This is a genomic window from Alteromonas aestuariivivens, assembly GCF_003367475.1.
Lineage (GTDB): Bacteria > Pseudomonadota > Gammaproteobacteria > Enterobacterales > Alteromonadaceae > Alteromonas > Alteromonas aestuariivivens.
Map to the genome: position 1 here is coordinate 548,482 of NZ_QRHA01000001.1, position 16,882 is coordinate 565,363.

Annotated in this window: 11 protein-coding genes and 1 pseudogene; 7 read left to right on the plus strand and 5 right to left on the minus strand. The window is 48.9% G+C overall.

Annotated elements, in window-relative coordinates; all coding sequences use genetic code 11:
• Window positions 1-3: 3 nt before the first annotated feature.
• A complete protein-coding gene (locus DXV75_RS02295; protein WP_147291785.1) occupies window positions 4-2,970 on the minus strand; it encodes a sigma 54-interacting transcriptional regulator in 2,967 nt (988 codons plus the stop codon).
• 315 nt (window positions 2,971-3,285) lie between these two features.
• On the opposite strand from DXV75_RS02295, the gene tig reads away from it, so the two are divergent.
• The 7 genes from tig to DXV75_RS02330 all read left to right on the plus strand — a co-directional run bounded on the left by tig (window position 3,286) and on the right by DXV75_RS02330 (window position 12,800).
• Entirely contained in the window at window positions 3,286-4,590 is a 1,305-nt protein-coding gene (gene tig / locus DXV75_RS02300; RefSeq protein ID WP_115591593.1) for a trigger factor, read from the plus strand.
• 98 nt (window positions 4,591-4,688) lie between these two features.
• A complete protein-coding gene (gene clpP, locus DXV75_RS02305) occupies window positions 4,689-5,318 on the plus strand; it encodes an ATP-dependent Clp endopeptidase proteolytic subunit ClpP (RefSeq protein ID WP_115591594.1) in 630 nt (209 codons plus the stop codon).
• Between the two features lie 78 nt (window positions 5,319-5,396).
• A complete protein-coding gene (gene clpX / locus DXV75_RS02310; protein ID WP_115591595.1) occupies window positions 5,397-6,671 on the plus strand; it encodes an ATP-dependent protease ATP-binding subunit ClpX in 1,275 nt (424 codons plus the stop codon).
• A 193-nt stretch (window positions 6,672-6,864) separates the two neighbouring features.
• On the plus strand, window positions 6,865-9,219 hold the full coding sequence (lon, locus tag DXV75_RS02315) for an endopeptidase La (protein WP_115591596.1): 2,355 nt from the start codon (window positions 6,865-6,867) through the stop codon (window positions 9,217-9,219).
• Between the two features lie 319 nt (window positions 9,220-9,538).
• Window positions 9,539-9,811, plus strand: a complete 273-nt coding sequence (gene hupB / locus DXV75_RS02320; RefSeq protein ID WP_115591597.1) for a nucleoid-associated protein HU-beta — start codon at window positions 9,539-9,541, stop codon at window positions 9,809-9,811.
• A gap of 331 nt (window positions 9,812-10,142) precedes the next feature.
• Entirely contained in the window at window positions 10,143-12,035 is a 1,893-nt protein-coding gene (locus DXV75_RS02325) for a SurA N-terminal domain-containing protein (RefSeq protein ID WP_115591598.1), read from the plus strand.
• Window positions 12,036-12,485: 450 nt separating this feature from the next.
• The gene (locus DXV75_RS02330; RefSeq protein WP_115591599.1) at window positions 12,486-12,800 is read left to right on the plus strand and encodes a hypothetical protein; all 315 of its coding nucleotides are present in this window, start codon (window positions 12,486-12,488) and stop codon (window positions 12,798-12,800) included.
• Between the two features lie 34 nt (window positions 12,801-12,834).
• Here the strand turns inward: DXV75_RS02330 and DXV75_RS02335 are convergent, their stop codons facing one another.
• From DXV75_RS02335 to DXV75_RS02350, 4 genes and pseudogenes are all read right to left on the minus strand, one after another.
• A complete protein-coding gene (locus DXV75_RS02335) occupies window positions 12,835-13,665 on the minus strand; it encodes a polyphosphate kinase 2 family protein (protein WP_115591600.1) in 831 nt (276 codons plus the stop codon).
• 99 nt (window positions 13,666-13,764) lie between these two features.
• Window positions 13,765-14,073 carry a hypothetical protein gene (locus DXV75_RS02340; protein ID WP_115591601.1) on the minus strand — a complete coding sequence of 103 codons (309 nt, stop codon included), beginning with the start codon at window positions 14,071-14,073 and terminating at the stop codon, window positions 13,765-13,767.
• Window positions 14,074-14,155: 82 nt separating this feature from the next.
• Window positions 14,156-15,868 carry a bifunctional ornithine lipid synthase OlsF gene (gene olsF, locus DXV75_RS02345; protein WP_115591602.1) on the minus strand — a complete coding sequence of 571 codons (1,713 nt, stop codon included), beginning with the start codon at window positions 15,866-15,868 and terminating at the stop codon, window positions 14,156-14,158.
• Between the two features lie 69 nt (window positions 15,869-15,937).
• Window positions 15,938-16,737: pseudogene (locus tag DXV75_RS02350) on the minus strand (UDP-2,3-diacylglucosamine diphosphatase).
• Window positions 16,738-16,882: the final 145 nt, after the last annotated feature.

Consider the following 16,882-nt stretch of genomic DNA (forward strand, 5'->3'; position numbering starts at 1 on the left):
GAATCAGTTCAGGGCTTTGGCAGTGAAGACCGGATTATTCTGCTGTCTATGAGTGAGCTTTTTTTTCCATTTGTAAAGTGTGGGCTCACTTACACCAAGGATTTCCGCTGCCAGTGACATGGAGCTGGGGTTGGACGCCAGTAATTGTTGCAACAGGCACAATTTCAGGGTGTCCAAGCATCCGTCAATAATACACTTGCCTTGGGCTATGGGAGCCAGGGCTTTTTGAACCTCAGCCCAGGCCGGCGGGCGATCGCTTCCATTCTGACCAATCTTGTCAATCCTGCGACGCGCTGTACTTTGTGACATATGCAACTGAATGGCGGTGGCCTTCACATTACCTTGCTGCTGAACAAAGGTTTGCTGGAGGATTTCGTCCTCCAGCCAGATTCCAACGGGTGAGTGGAAGAATACGGCGCTGCTTTGTATCTGCTGAAGTACCTCCTTCAGTGCCTCACTGACTTTGGTGAGGCAGGCTTGAGAGTCAGCTTCCGGCAGTGAGAACCCAGCAGCCACATCACAGGGCGCCTGTTGTATTTCCTGCGTTTTCCCCGTTGATGGGATTGGCGGTGGAAAGTGGTTTGTTGAAGTAAAAAGGGCTGGATTATCTGAGTTGGAGGGAAGCGTAGCTGCAGTCTGTGGATCTAAATTCAGGTCCTGCCAACGAATTTCCTGGGTGTCGGTGAGCAATGCGGCTTGCATCAGTCTGTTTTCCAGTTCACGAATATTTCCGGGCCAATCGTACTGCTGCATTTTGGCCAGAGCCTGTTCAGAAAGAAATTTATTCTCGTTATCGTACTGCTTGGCGTAGCGATTTAAAAAATGCCGTGCCAATAGCGGTATGTCTTCCTTGCGCTCGCGCAGTGGCGGTGAGTGCAGGGTGACTACATTCAGCCGGTAGTACAGGTCTTTGCGAAAACGCCCCTGCTGCACTTCATGCATCAGATCCCGGTTGGTTACTGCAATGATTTTTACATCAACCCGGATATACTCGTGGCTGCCCACGGGAGTAAAATGCTTTTCCTGAACAAAGCGCAGTAATTTGGTTTGCATCGCCAGAGGCAACTCGCCAATTTCGTCCAGTGCCAGAACGCCTCCATCCGCTTCCTGGAATTTTCCGCGGCTACTTTTTTGCGCACCAGTAAAAGCTCCTTTGGCATGACCGAATAATTCAGACTCAATCAGGGTTTCCGGGATGGAACCGCAATCCACAATCACAAAAGGTTTTTCACGTCGTGGGCTGAATTTGTGTATGGCGTGCATAAGGCGTTCTTTGCCGGTTCCACTTTCGCCCAAAATCAGCACTGTGGTGTCGGTAAGTGCGGCGCGCTTGGCCTGACGCATCAGATGATGCATGGACTCAGAGCGAAACACCATCAGGCTGGATTTGATATTTTCTTTCAGTTCTTCCAGCTCAGTTTGCAGGCGTTCTTTTTGGGTCACCAGTTGTTTGTTGAACTGGGCTTCCAGCCGGGCTCGCCGCAATGCCTTACCCATTTGCCGGGTCAGTCCGCAAAGCAGAACTTTGGTGTCCTGGGTAACACTGAAGCGGTTGGGGTGAGCTCTGAAATAGAAGAAGTCTTCGGTTTCCATGCTTAACGGGATCAGCACGGCAATCACGTCGTTATCCTCGAATTCTGCAATTTGCTGAGACTGGGTGAGATTTGAGGTCAGAGACTCAAGTATTGCGTGATGATGCGCATGTTCCGCAGCAAAAGGAACCGCTTCATCATTATTGTTGATTTCATAAAGCAACAGGGAATCGGGGTGCTGCGAGGGGGTGTAAAGCCCTGCAATATGAAAATCAAAGGTTTGTGCCAAACGATGGATGACCTGTTGCAGTAACGCCTGGAAGTCATTCTCGTCAGCAATGATTGAAGATATATCCCATAACAGCAACATATTGCGGTAATCGGTCACGGTGTCGGCGGTGAATATTCCGCCTAAATAACCAAATTGTGTCGCTTCCAGGGAAAAGTGTCCGCTTTTCCAACTGGTAATGGAAGGCTCAGATTGTTGCTGGGCCGCCTTGAGGGCCTGGTCGGCGCGTGAAATCAGGATCCCGGCTTTCTCGCTGCTTGATTTAATGCTCTCGTCAAACATAAGGGTAGCCAGTCCCGTGCTGAAGCAAAGTGAGACGGCATTGTCGAGGTATTGCTGGCTTTGAAGACTGTCCTGGAGCTTGCGGGCAACCTGTTCAGTTTCATCGGCGTGGTTTACCGGCAAACCCACGCCAAACAGGGCTCCGCCAAATCGACACAGCAGGTCCTCATTGCGGGTAACCCGTTTGAGCTGGGCTGAAATTTCCGTGATAACCCGGTCACCGGCTGCATGGCCAAACTTCTGATTAATGCTGTGAAAGTCCCGACAGTGAATCATTATCAGCCCCACTGAATGATGCTCACACAATAACCCCAGTTCACTTTGCAGTACTACACGGGAGTTGAGTTGCGTAAGGGGATCTGAAAGCAGACTGTTGTGGCTCACCATCAGCCTGAGAAGCTGGGTATGAGTGTCGAGCAGGCGCAAAAAATTTTGCCGCTGGTGTGCGAATTCCGGATGATCAATGCCGCTTAGCAGCCACCCTGGCGGAGGGCCATCAAAAGTAAGACACAGCCAGCATGGCCTGGATGAAGTATGCTGTGCCGGAGTCTGGCGCCTGGAATGCGGATATTCCTCTGCCTTGACAAGGTTGGGTCGAGGTGGCGCCTGTTGGCCTATCTCAACAAGCAGCAGATTATCCTGACAGCGGTAAAAACGGTAATTTTTGCATGGGGAAACGTAGTATTCCTCGGCTTTATAAAGCAGCGACTCCACACGCACACACACAGGGGGCTGAGGTATGTGGGGCGGGGCCCATAATCGTGGATGGTGAGCAGAAAGGGCTGGACATTCCAGCACCGCGCCCAGCGCATTAGCGGAAAATCGAATGTTCTCAAGGTGCGCTTGACATACATCTACTGGCCGCACGTTTCATCCTTAACTGCATGAGGTTACTAAGCGTTCGCGGGAATCGTTGTCAGACAACGCGTGAGTTTCATGTAAACAGTTTGTTATTTACCTACAGGGCGAGACAGTTGTCAATGCATAAATATACTCGACTCAGCAAAGTGCTGACTGTATACTACTGCGTCTTTTTTTAACCAATGTAGTTAACCTACGGTTTATACCAGCGGTTTATTATCGTTGAATTATGCCTCTCTCCCGGTTGTGGTGGGCGAAGAGCCTGGCTGGGCAGGGAGGGGAATATAAACGTCTGATAAGGCGTCAAGTTGAGGTAACACAATGCAAGTTTCAGTCGAGACGACCCAGGGTTTAGAACGCCGTCTTACTATTACCGTACCTGCTGAGTCCATTGACTCTGCGGTTAAATCCCGTTTGCAGCAACTGGCGAAAACACAGCGCATTAATGGTTTTCGTCCTGGCAAGGTGCCAGTGAGTGTAATCGCAAAGCGTTACGGCCAGGCAGTCCGTCAGGAAATCGCTGGCGACGTTATGCAGCGTAATTTCTATCAGGCTATCGTGCAGGAAAAAATTAACCCGGCGGGTATGCCAAAATTCGAACTGACCAAAGATCAGGATGGCGAAGACCTGGAATTTGTGGCTGCGTTTGAAGTTTACCCGGAAGTAGAAGTTAAGGGTGTTGATGAGATCGAAATTGAAAAGCCGGTAGTTGAAATTACCGATGCTGACCTCGATAGCATGATGGAAACTCTGCAGAAGCAGCACGCCAGCTGGAAAGAAGTTAAGCGCAAAGCCAAGAAAGATGATCGTATCGTTATTGATTTCGTTGGAAAAATTGACGGCGAAGAATTTGACGGCGGCAAAGCAGAAGACTTCACCCTGGAATTGGGCAAAGGCCGAATGATTCCTGGTTTCGAAAAGCCACTGGTGGGTGCCAAAGCTGGCGAAGAAGTGAAAGTCGAAGTGACTTTCCCTGAAGATTACCACGCCGAAGCATTGAAAGGTAAAGATGCCGTTTTTGACGTTACCGTGAAAAAGGTTGAAGGCCAGCAACTGCCAGAAGTTGATGATGAATTTGCCAAACTGTTCGGTGTTGACGAAGGTGGCGTTGACGCGCTGAAAACTGAAGTTCGCAAGAACATGCAGCGTGAACTTGATCAGACTTTGAAAGCCAAAGTTAAAGAAGACGTAATTGCCAAGCTGCTTGAGAAAAACGAATTTGATATTCCTCAGGCACTGATTGACCAGGAAGTTAACGCCCTGCGTGAGCAGGCCAAGCAGCGTTTCAGCCAGCAGGGCGGTGGTCAGAACCTGCCGGAACTGCCAGCGGAACTGTTTGCTGACAATGCCAAGCGCCGTGTTAGCATTGGTCTGCTGTTAGGTGAAATCATCAAGGTTAACGAACTGAAAGCTGACGAAAACAAGGTTAACGAACTGATCGAAACCTCCGCTTCTGCTTATGAAGATCCACAGGAAGTTATTGAATATTACAAAAATAATCAGGAACTGATGCAGCAAATGCAAAACGTGGCTCTGGAAGAGCAGGCGATTGAATGGGTATTGGAAAAAGCCAAAACTCAGGAAGTCAGCAAAGGTTTTGACGAGGTTATGAACAAACAGGCGTAATTTTTCACTGCCTGATTGACTTAACCTGTCAGCAACTGCTTAAATGCTCGGAGCCCTCCGAGCATTTTTGTTTTTAACGCTAAGAATCCAAGGTAGCTATGATACATACCCCATTTGACCCACAGAACGCTTTGGTCCCCATGGTTGTCGAGCAGACGTCCAAAGGCGAAAGGTCCTACGATATTTATTCTCGATTACTGAAAGAGAACGTCATTTTCCTGGTTGGCCAGGTGGAAGACCATATGGCCAATTTGATTGTGGCTCAAATGTTGTTCCTGGAAGCGGAAAATCCGGAAAAGGATATCTATCTTTATATTAACTCCCCTGGTGGTTCGGTAACGGCCGGCATGGCAATTTATGACACCATGAATTTCATCAAGCCAGATGTGAGCACTGTTTGCGTAGGCCAGGCGGCCAGTATGGGAGCATTTTTGCTTTCAGGGGGGGCTAAAGGTAAGCGTTATTGTCTGCCTAACGCGCGAGTGATGATTCACCAGCCTTTGGGTGGATTTCAGGGGCAGGCTTCTGATTTTGAAATTCACGCCAAGGAAATCCTGTCTATCAAAGAGAAACTGAACCGTCTGATGGCACAGCACACTGGGCAGGATTATGAAACCGTAGCCCGTGATACTGACAGAGATAACTTTTTAAGTGCCCTGGAAGCCAAAGAGTATGGTCTAATTGACCAGGTACTGACAAATCGATCTGACGCAGCCGCTACTAAGTAGTATAGTTTATAGACAACCTGAGCCAATGGGGTGGCCCCGCTAATTTTGGTGGTTCAGGCAAGGCAGAGGCAATGAATAATGAGTGATAAACAGAGCGGAGACGGTGACAATAAATTATTGTACTGCTCGTTTTGTGGCAAAAGCCAACACGAAGTTAGAAAGTTAATCGCAGGGCCTTCGGTTTTCATCTGTGATGAGTGCGTTGAATTATGCAACGACATTATTCGTGAAGAAATCAAGGAAATTGCGCCCAGGCAAAAACAGGACGCACTTCCCAAGCCCCACGAAATCCATGCACATCTGAATGACTATGTGATTGGTCAGGAGCATGCGAAGAAGGTGCTTTCCGTCGCGGTTTATAATCACTATAAGCGGTTGCGCAATGGTGACGTGCATGACGGAGTTGAACTGGGTAAAAGCAACATTCTGCTGATCGGCCCTACCGGCAGTGGTAAAACCCTGTTAGCCGAGACGCTGGCCCGTTTGCTGGATGTTCCCTTCACCATGGCTGATGCTACAACACTGACCGAAGCCGGCTACGTGGGTGAAGACGTTGAAAACATCATTCAGAAATTGCTGCAAAAATGCGATTACGATGTGGAAAAAGCCCAGCGAGGCATTGTTTACATCGATGAGATCGACAAGATTTCACGCAAATCAGATAACCCTTCTATTACCCGCGACGTTTCCGGTGAAGGGGTTCAGCAGGCCTTGCTGAAACTGATTGAGGGTACGGTTGCTTCTGTTCCGCCCCAGGGAGGCCGTAAGCATCCTCAACAGGAGTTTTTGCAGGTTGACACGTCTAAGATCCTGTTCATTTGTGGTGGAGCATTTGCCGGCCTGGACAAAGTGATTGAGCAGCGTGCACACATCGGCAGCGGTATTGGATTCGGTGCGCAGGTTAAATCCAAGGACTCTAAACAGGCCATCAGTGAACTGTTTAAGCAGGTAGAACCGGAAGATCTGGTGAAGTATGGCTTGATTCCGGAATTTATCGGTCGTTTGCCTGTGGTAACCAGCCTTGAAGAGCTTAACGAAGAAGCCTTGATTCAGATTTTGCGTGAACCGAAAAACGCAATCACCAAGCAGTATGCAGCGCTGTTTAACATGGAAGATACTGAACTGGAGTTCCGTGAAGACGCCCTGCATGCTATTGCCAAAAAGGCCATGCAGCGCAAGACCGGTGCCCGTGGGTTACGTTCTATCGTTGAGGCCGTTTTGCTGGATACCATGTATGAATTACCGTCCATGGAGAACGTGACCAAAGTGGTAATTGACGAAACCGTTATCAAAGGTGAGTCTAACCCTATTTTGATTTACGCCAGCAATGACAAAAAGGCTGCTGCAGAGTAGTCTGAAATTTAACCAAAAAAGGCCTGAGGGCCTTTTTTTTGTGCCCGTAATTCCTGAATGACTTGCCTTGGTCTGGCTTTTCGATAATGGTATAGGTTCTGAAGAGAGAAAGGATCCCAGTACTCAGAATTGGTTTGAACTTTGAATCGCCATCCCCATATACATCGACATAACTAACAAATAGAGAACACGTATGACAGTTGAGCGTGAAAATCGCATAGAAATTCCCGTCCTTGCACTTCGGGATGTGGTTGTGTACCCCCATATGGTCATACCACTGTTTGTCGGTCGCGAAAAATCCATCCGTTGCCTGGAAGCTGCGATGGAAAACGACAAGCAGATTTTTTTGGTTGCCCAGAAAGACGCCAGCATTGACGAACCGGAAAATGAAGACATTTATACAGTTGGTACGATTGCTACCATTTTGCAGTTACTGAAGTTACCGGATGGGACGGTTAAGGTTTTGGTCGAAGGGAATGTGCGTGGCGAAGTGGCCAGCTACACACAGGCAGAACCTTATTTCGTTGCAGAGGTAAGCCGTATTAGTGACGAACCGCTGGGAGAAAGTGAACAGGAAGTACTCATCCGCTCCGCGGTATCGCAGTTTGAAGGTTACGTTAAGCTCAACAAAAAGATCCCGCCTGAGGTACTGACCTCTCTCAATGGTATTGACGACGCTGCCCGACTGGCTGACACAATGGCAGCCCATATGCCGCTGAAACTTGCCGAGAAGCAGAAAGTTTTGGAAATGAAGGGCGTCAATGAACGTCTGGAATACCTGATGGCACTTATGGAAGGCGAAATTGATCTGCTGCAGGTAGAAAAGAAAATTCGTACCCGTGTGAAAAAGCAGATGGAGAAAAGCCAGCGCGAGTATTACCTCAACGAACAGATGAAAGCCATCCAGAAAGAATTGGGCGAACTGGATGAAGCGCCGGATGAATTTGAGACTCTGACCAAAAAAATCACCGATGCTAAAATGCCCAAGGAAGCAGAGGACAAAGCCAAAGCCGAATTGCAAAAACTCAAGATGATGTCACCCATGTCAGCTGAGGCGACGGTAGTGCGCAGTTACATTGACTGGTTGACTTCGGTGCCCTGGAACAAGCGTAGCGCGGTGAAAAAAGACCTGGCGCGGGCTGAACAGGTATTGAATGCCGACCACTATGGTCTTGATAAGGTCAAAGAAAGGATCATCGAATATCTGGCAGTACAGCAGCGGGTGAAAAAGCTGAAAGGCCCCATTCTCTGTCTGGTAGGTCCACCAGGTGTGGGTAAAACGTCATTGGGCCAGTCGATTGCAAAAGCAACGGGCCGGAAATACGTGCGCATGGCCTTGGGGGGAGTGCGGGATGAAGCGGAAATTCGTGGACATCGCCGAACCTACATTGGCTCCATGCCAGGCAAACTGATCCAGAAAATGGCTAAAGTGGAAGTAAAGAACCCGCTGTTCCTGCTGGATGAGATAGATAAAATGTCTTCCGATATGCGTGGTGACCCGGCTTCCGCACTGTTGGAGGTATTGGACCCGGAGCAAAACAACAGCTTTAGCGACCACTACCTGGAAGTGGACTATGACCTTTCAGATGTGATGTTTGTTGCTACCTCGAACAGCATGAATATTCCCGGGCCGCTGCTCGACAGGATGGAAGTCATTCGTCTGTCTGGCTACACCGAGGATGAAAAACTGAATATTGCTACCCGTCATTTGATTTCCAAACAAATGGAACGCAATGGCCTTAAAAAGAATGAACTGGATATTACCGAGTCTGCGATTATCGGAATCATTCGATATTACACTCGCGAAGCCGGTGTACGCAGTCTGGAGCGTGAGATTTCAAAAATCTGCCGGAAAGCGGTAAAAGACATTCTGCTGTCGAAGAATAAAAGCAAAGTTGTTGTGACTCAGGAAAATCTGAAGGACTTTCTGGGCGTGCAGCGCTTTGATTATGGCAAGGCCGATAAGGACAACCAGATTGGTCAGGTCACTGGCCTGGCCTGGACCCAGGTGGGCGGAGATTTGCTGACGATTGAAACCACGGCGGTGCCAGGTAAAGGGAAAACGACTTTCACCGGTTCTTTGGGTGATGTTATGCAGGAGTCCATTCAAACTGCCATGACCGTAGTGCGCAGTCGTGCGGAGAAGTTACGCATTAATGCAGACTTTTACGAGAAGCGCGATATTCATGTGCACGTACCCGAAGGTGCGACACCGAAAGATGGCCCCTCTGCTGGTATTGCAATGTGTACGGCGCTGGTTTCTTCTCTAACCGGAAATCCTGTTCGGTGCGACGTTGCCATGACAGGGGAAATTACCTTACGTGGGGAAGTGCTGGCCATTGGTGGCTTGAAAGAGAAACTGCTTGCCGCTCATCGTGGTGGAATCAAAACTGTGGTGATACCTAAGGAAAATGAGCGGGATCTGGAGGAAATTCCGGAAAACGTGAAGCAGGATCTGTCCATCCACCCGGTTAAGTGGATTGATGAGGTTTTGGATATAGCATTGCAGGAGCCGGTAGAGTCGTTCCAGGTTGTGGGTGCGGTTTAAACCCGGACAGCAGGGCTGCAACTCGCTTTTTTAAAGGGTTGCAGCTTTTTTTTACGTTAATTTGTATAAAAAATAACCATTAGGTGCGGCTTTTACCATTTTTTTTTAAATTTGGGGCTTCCAAGTCGCAGGAGTTGTGATACCTTAGCTGAGTACTCGCTCTAAGCCTTGTATATCAAGGGGTGTGGCGAACCTACTAAAAATTAACAAACTGTAACATGTGGCTTGATGTAACTATTCAAGCTTGTTATAAAGTCCGGGCAATCTACGAGAGTAGTGCGGACAGATAGTATAATAACAATCGAAGGGGATTATAATAGTGAACAAGTCTCAACTTATCGACCAAATCGCTGCTGGTGCTGACATTTCTAAAGCTGCTGCTGGACGCGCTCTTGACGCATTCACCGACGCAGTAACTGGCGCTCTGAAAGATGGTGACCAGGTTGCATTGGTAGGTTTTGGAACCTTTGCGGTTCGTGAGCGCTCTGCTCGCAGTGGTCGTAACCCTCAAACTGGTGAGACGATTGAAATTGCCGCAGCTAAAGTACCTTCTTTCAAAGCTGGTAAAGCTCTGAAAGACGCTTGTAACTAAGCTACTTATACCTGAAAAAGGCGATGGCTATGCCATCGCCTTTTTTATTTGTGCACAGGTCTTTAGCTTAAGCGCTTTTTATCTGTTGGGAGCAAATCCTCCCTCTTCAATGCCTTATTCGCGTTTAAGTTGGCCATAGTGAAAAATAGGGTTTTATTTTCAGGACTTAGTTAACCTGTTCATACTGTAGCGGGAGGTAAAACTTTCGCCTTTGTGTTGAGGAATAAGCTATAATTCGGCCCTATTTTTGTCTGGGGCGGTCGGCAATCATGCCAGGGCCGGGAAATGTACCCAGGCGCTTCATTGTAAGCAACGGAGTTGAAATCGAGTCATGCTAGAAAGAATCAGAGAAGGCTCTCAAGGCCCTTGGGCCATGGTCATTATTGGCCTGGTTGTATTGAGTTTCGTGTTTGCCGGTGTAGGCAGTTATCTGACTTCATCAGGAAGTTCAGCGGCAGCCACTGTCAATGGTGAAGAAATCAGTCTGAGCAGTCTGGAACGCGCCTATCAAAATCAGCGCGCACGGATGGAATCCCAGTACGGAGAAGCCGTCGCCAGCCTGTTTGCCAGCGAGGGATACACTCGTGAGTTTCGTCGTAATGTCCTTGAGCGGCTGATCAACGAAAAACTGATCGAGCAAAAGGCCCGCGATCTGGGTTTGCGTGTCAGTGATGAGCAAATCAAGCAAACTATTGTTCAAATGCCTGAGTTTCAGTATGCAGGTCAGTTTGACAATGAGCGTTATCAGGCTGTTTTGCGTCAAAGTGGCTTTCAGCCCAGTGATTTCAGAGATTATCTTCGTGTTCAGATGACCCGTGAGCAACTGGCCCGCGGCCTTAGCGCCACCGCTTTCGCATTGCCTGGAGAAATTGACCAGGCATATCAATTGCAGTCGCAGACCCGTGATGCACGATACCTGACCATCGAATCCGGCCCGTTTGAAGCACAGGTAACTGTGTCGGATGACGAAATTTTTAATTATTATCAGGCTAATCTCACGGCGTTTGATACGGACGAATTGGTCGATGTTGCTTTTGTACTTCTGAGAGCAGATGAATTGAAAGACGATGTGCAGGTGACAGATGAAGACATAGCCGAGTTCTACCAGAACAATCTGGATCGCTATCGTACCGCTGAGCAACGTCGTGTTTCCCATATTCTGGTAGAGTTCGGTGATGATGAAGAGGCGGCTAAACAGCAGGCCGAATCATTACTGACGGAAATCAATAACGGCGCCGACTTTGCCGAAGTTGCCGAGAAGAATTCAGCCGATGCATTCAGTGCTGAAAACGGTGGTGATTTGGATTTCATTTCAGCTAACGAGATGGATCCGGCTTTTGACGAAGCCGCATTTGCCCTGGCGCAGGTTGGCGATGTCAGTAGCGTGGTGCGTTCTGATTTTGGTTTTCATATCATTAAACTGACCGATATCAAGGCGGAGGAAATTACCGCGCTTGAATCTGTGAGTGAAGAAATTCGCGACACTCTGTTGACTGACAAAGCCATGGAACGCTACTACGAGCTGCAAAATACCATGGCGGAAATTGCGTTTGAAATGCCGGACACGCTGGAAGATGTGGCCGGTGCCATAGACGGTCGTATTCAGCAGACAGGCCTTTTCTCCCGCCAAAGTGCGCCAGCGCCACTCAATGTGCCGCAAGCCATTGAAGTCGCTTTCTCACCTGAATTGATAGAAGAAGGTGTTAACAGTGAGGTGATTGAGCTGGATGACGGCCAGGTGGCGGTTATGCGCGTAGTAGCCCATGAGCCTCAGCGCACTCAGGCACTTGAAGAAGTAAAAGACGGCATAGTGGCTACGCTACGTGCTCAAAAAGCCCAGCAGGAAGCAGAAAACTGGGCAACTGCACTGGTCGAAAAAATTCAGGCTGGTGAAGATGCTGAAGCGCTGCTTGCCGAACGTGATTTGAGCTGGCAAACCGCTGAGGCCGTAACCAGAAACACCAGCGAGGTTCCAAGAGCCTTGGTATCTGCGTTGTTCCGACTGGCTCCTGAAGCTGGCAATAGCCTTGAAATCAGCCCATTGGCATCTGGTGATGTGGGAATTGTAGAACTGCTAAAGATTAACCCGCCAGCCGAAATGGAAGAAGCTCAGCAAACTGGTTTGCGCCAGCGTATTTCCATGCAGCACAGCCAAAGTGACTATGAAAATTACATTGCCGCCTTGCGCGCAGATGCGGACATCTCGATCTCCGAGCAACTGTAAAAGCGTCGTTGTAACGTAGATTTGAAAAGGTGCTGAATTCAGCACCTTTTTTTATGCCCTGTTTAACGGTGATTGAGGCATTTTTCGGGTTTGTTCAAATCAGTTCCTGTTCTGGGGTCAGTGAGTTAGAAACAGCATAAGAGAGTAGAAAGCACCGATCACCAAAGACAGCACCAAAATGTATGTAAATCCCTGCTTACCTTGTGCCACGCTATACTGGTTCATTTTCAGATAAGCAAACCACAGTACGCAGAGGATGAGAGGAATAAGAATAATAATTTTAAGCACCGGCCACCTTTATTTGCATCACGGGTTTGGGCCAACGGTATTGGCATCCAATTTCACTCGTTTGTACTACATCTTATAACCATGTGATTCATTGCGACAACTTATACTGTCATTATGGTTTGTCATCAGGCAAATAAATACTGCACTATCAATGGAGAAGTTATGCAATTGAGTCGAATAGTTTTGTTGTCGGTGTTTTTGGGTGTATTCAGTACTCCAGTGCTCAGTGAACCGCCGCACAAAGCGGAAAAGTTGCCAAAAGGCTTACATAAAAAAGCCCAGAAAGGGAAGGAACTGCCACCAGGCTGGCAGAAAAAGCTGCACAAGGGGGAAAGGCTGGACCAGTCAGTGTATGAAGCTGGCAATGTGATTTTTCGGGATCATGAGAAAGGCGTAATTGCCATCGAAGTGGATGACAAAGTTATCCGTTTGCTTGAGAGCACCCACGAAATCATTGACGTTCTGGATGAGTTTTAACCGCCGGTGCAGACAATCTGTGAGCCTTCACCGGTTAGTTATGCGGCCTTCGTATGCCTAGCTGTGACTCCGCCATGGCGACCACCCGTTCGTCAATCGGCGGAGGTTCAACCGTAACGCCTTCACTTAACCGGCTAACCAGAGTTTTTAGAACTTCTACCCGGGCAAACCACTTGTGTTCCGCAGGGATGAGTTGCCAGGGTGCCTGAAAGGTATCGGTCAACGCAAACATCTGGTCAGTGGCTTCGATATACTGGTCACGTTTGGCGCGGTTTACCAGATCTTCGGACGTTAACTTCCAGCGTTTGTGCGGATTGTGCAGCCGCTCCTCGAACCGCTTCAGTTGCTCCCCGGCACTGATGTGCAGGAATAATTTGATGATTTTAACTCCGTCATCAATTAGCAGTCGTTCAAATTCGTTGATTTCCCGATAGGCGCGCTGCCATGCGTCCACGGTGACTAGCGAGTCCACCCGTTCGACCAATACCCGCCCATAATAGGAGCGATCAAATAGGCACAGACTTCCGGGTAACGGCAGCCGAGTCTGAAACCGGTAAAGGTAATGCCGGCCCTGTTCCTCCTTACTTGGGGGCCCAATGGGATGCACCTGGTATCCTCTTGGGTCCAGATGTTCTGTTACCCGGCGAATGGCCCCGCCTTTCCCCGAAGCGTCCCAGCCTTCAAATACGATAATCGCGCGGCGTTTCTGATGGTAGTAGGCCTGTTGAACGTGCAGCAGCCTTTTTTGCCACAACTTTAACTGTTTTTTATATTCAGACTTGTCTTGCAGAGACGGGAAGTCACAACCGTGTTGAACACTCAAGTTCCGATGGCACAGTAGGGGGGCCTGTTGTTCTTCACTCATTAAAAAGCTCCTGATCTGCGATGCATTCAGGGAGTCAGCAAAGCAACAATCTGCTGGAGGTTAGCGCAATGATGTCACGCCCTGAAATTCATTCAGAGATCAGTATAGCCTTGCACTGTTGACTACGTTGTTAGCATCCAGTTCGATGACGCACTTATAGAAGTGAAAATGTATCGGGCTGGAGAAGACAATGGATGTGCCTTTGGACGTCTGGGTCAGGGAATAGGTGGCGTGTTGTGCCGTTTGGAGTTGTTCGGCCACGTTATTCATTGATATACCCGGAACAAAATTTTTGCACAGATACTTAATCTCATTTCGCGCTTCGTTCCAGAAGAATGCGGTACTTACAATAACGACGGCAGAGAAAAAAACAAAAATTAATGCCGCGGTAAGCTTATTGCCAGGCATGCGGTACTCCTGAGTTGATGTGACTGGTCTACAGCATATCACAGTCACGTTAAAATCAGAGGTGAACAGGGTAATCACTGGACTAAGAGGTCTGGTTCTGCAGATAGCGTTGACGCTTTTTGTCGTTGAGCGCGTGTAAGTCCACGACGATCAATCCGTCTATACAGTCATTAAACCCCGCATCTACGCTGAAATCTAAAAACGCCGCACCGCCACGTTCCGCAATTTCCGTATATTGCTTATACAACGTAGGAACGTTCACTTTCATGTTTGCCAACAGGTGCTTGAGCAATGCAAATTCGCTTTTGTAGTCATGGCCGTGGAAGATGGGCAGCAAAGGAGAAGTTATCTGGTAGGGGGCACGGGCAGAAGCAGCGCCGAATCTGGCCGGAAAATAGCAGCGGTAGAACTCAACCAGCAGGTCTTTCGCAGGTTGGGGGTAGGCGTTGCTGATACTGACCGCACCAAACAGGAAGCGATAGTGCGGGTATCGGTTCAGGAACGCGCCAATTCCGAACCATAAGTAGTCCAGACTGCGTTTTCCCCAGTATTTTGGCTGCACAAAGCTGCGACCAAGCTCGAGGCCGGACTCGAACAGTTCTCTATTTTCCTGTTGTGGGTAATGAAACAGACTGGCAGAGTACAATCCGGTGGGGTGGCCCGCTGCGGTCAGGGTTGCCGCGTTTCCAAAGCGGTAGGCTCCTGCGATTTCCAATGCTTTGTCATCCCAAAGGATCAGGTGGAAATAGTGCGAATCATAGGGATCAATGTCTCGTCGTTTGTGAGTGCCTTCACCGACGGCCCGAAATGCAATTTCCCGTAAACGCCCGATTTCTCTCATTATCGGGGAACTGGAGTTGTGCTGATACAGATAGATGTGCTTGCCGTCGGTAGTCTGCCCGAGGTGCTCACAGCTTTGTTTGATTGCTCCGGTCAGTAACTTCCTGTCTTCCGGCAGCGCGATTGGGGCCTGAGTAGTAAATATGCCTTTTTTGTTACTTCCGATGCGGTAAAGGTGTCGCTTGAACAGCTTGACCTGATCTTTCAGCTCAAAGGGCAATTGCTGATAGGACTGCAACGGGATAATTTCACCAATTCTTATGGGCAGGTGACGGCGTTTATGCCGAAACATTTCTTTCACCAGCAGCAAAGTGGACAACGGTTTGCAGAGCATGGAAATACTGTAGAACAGCGGTGAGTTTTTGGCGTCGATATGGACAGGCAGGATTGGTGACTTGGTTACCCTGGCAATGCGCAGAAAGCCTGTATGCCAATGGGTATCCCGCACACCCTGTGGGCGCAGACGGGAGACTTCACCGGCAGGAAATATCAGCAGTACGCCATCCTGGTTAAGATGACGATGAATGGCATCGAGGTGCTGCTTGTGGGTACCACCATGTAAAGTGTTTACCGGCAACAACATACTGTGCATCGGTTTGATGGTCATCAGCATCTGATTGGCAACCACTTTGAGGTCATGGCGCACTTCACTGACCAGCTTGATGAGTGCCAGCCCATCAAGCGAACCCAGTGGATGGTTGGCTATGATCACAACCCGCCCTTCACTGGGAATGCGTTCCTTTTCAATGTCGCGTATGGAGTAGCTGACATTGAAATAATCCAATACCTGCTCAACAAAATCGATGCCTTCGTAATGAGGATAGGCCTTACCGAATTCGCAAATTTCCCGTTCGTGCAACAGATGTCGCAGAGCGAAGGACAAGGGGCGGAACAATAGCGGGTTATTCGCTACATTCGGGTAATGTTTGCTGAGTACGTCTTCTACGGTAAACATGGCTTTCTCTGGTTATTTTTGTTGGTCATGCACTTATGGGAGGTGCTACAGGTCATGTTAGGTAAATGGTCATGCCGCCCGGGAGCCGATACTGTGAATCGCCTTGGTGGTCGGAATGCTCTGTTGCCAGTGCGGGTCCATCCAATGAATAAGGTTGAGGTTGCCGTTTGCATCCTCAACCAGTGCGGAACAGGTTTCTATCCAGTCGCCGTCATTGATGTAATGGATACCATTGTGATAGCAGTCTTCGGGGTGATGAATGTGGCCGCATATCACACCGTCCAGTTGCATCACGCGGGCCCGTTTACAGCAGGCTTCTCTAAAACGAGCTATGGCCAGATTGGCGCCTTTGATATGTTGTTTAAGGTATCCGGCCAGCGACCAGTAGCTATTTTTTTCCATGCGCGCAGGCGGTTGTACCAACGGTTTGCGAACAGCAACCATTCGTAGCCCTTGTCGCCCATAAAGCGGTGAAGCTTGCCTAGCGTAACATCAGCGTCGAACTGGTCACCATGCAGTACCAGATAACGTTTTCCGGCCGCAGTAGTATGAACGTATTCCCGATGCAGTTCGATTTCGCCGAACTCCATTCCACAATAACGTTGCAGGGGAGCGTCGTGGTTACCAGGAAGGTATACCACACGCGTGCCCTGCCGGCTTAATTTCATCAGTCGATGAAGAACCTGATTGTGTGCTTCCGGCCAGCGGAACTGCCTGGACATTTGCCAAATATCGATGATGTCGCCGACCAGATAAACGGTATCGGCGCTGAGCCGATCCAGAAAATCCAGCAGGTACTCGGCTTTGCAGTCTTTATGACCCAGGTGAATGTCAGACAGCCATAAAGCGCGAAAGTGAGTGTCTTGCATGTTGGCGTTTCCCAATTTGCATCATTGGAAGGCCAATCTAGTCAGGAAGCTTGAAGGAGGTGAGTCAGTTTGTTGACAATTGAATGAAAATTTATTGACGTGAATATGACAGCAGACACAAAAAAAGCGCCCAAAGGCGCTTTTT

Bases quoted from the DNA above. Each gene is read 5' to 3' on its own strand.
- DXV75_RS02330 (WP_115591599.1), top strand. From the start codon at position 12,486: ATGCAATTGAGTCGAATAGTTTTGTTGTCGGTGTTTTTGGGTGTATTC.
- DXV75_RS02340 (WP_115591601.1), bottom strand. From the start codon at position 14,073: ATGCCTGGCAATAAGCTTACCGCGGCATTAATTTTTGTTTTTTTCTCT.
- olsF (WP_115591602.1), bottom strand. From the start codon at position 15,868: ATGTTTACCGTAGAAGACGTACTCAGCAAACATTACCCGAATGTAGCG.
- tig (WP_115591593.1), top strand. From the start codon at position 3,286: ATGCAAGTTTCAGTCGAGACGACCCAGGGTTTAGAACGCCGTCTTACT.
- DXV75_RS02325 (WP_115591598.1), top strand. From the start codon at position 10,143: ATGCTAGAAAGAATCAGAGAAGGCTCTCAAGGCCCTTGGGCCATGGTC.
- clpP (WP_115591594.1), top strand. From the start codon at position 4,689: ATGATACATACCCCATTTGACCCACAGAACGCTTTGGTCCCCATGGTT.
- DXV75_RS02335 (WP_115591600.1), bottom strand. From the start codon at position 13,665: ATGAGTGAAGAACAACAGGCCCCCCTACTGTGCCATCGGAACTTGAGT.
- lon (WP_115591596.1), top strand. From the start codon at position 6,865: ATGACAGTTGAGCGTGAAAATCGCATAGAAATTCCCGTCCTTGCACTT.
- clpX (WP_115591595.1), top strand. From the start codon at position 5,397: ATGAGTGATAAACAGAGCGGAGACGGTGACAATAAATTATTGTACTGC.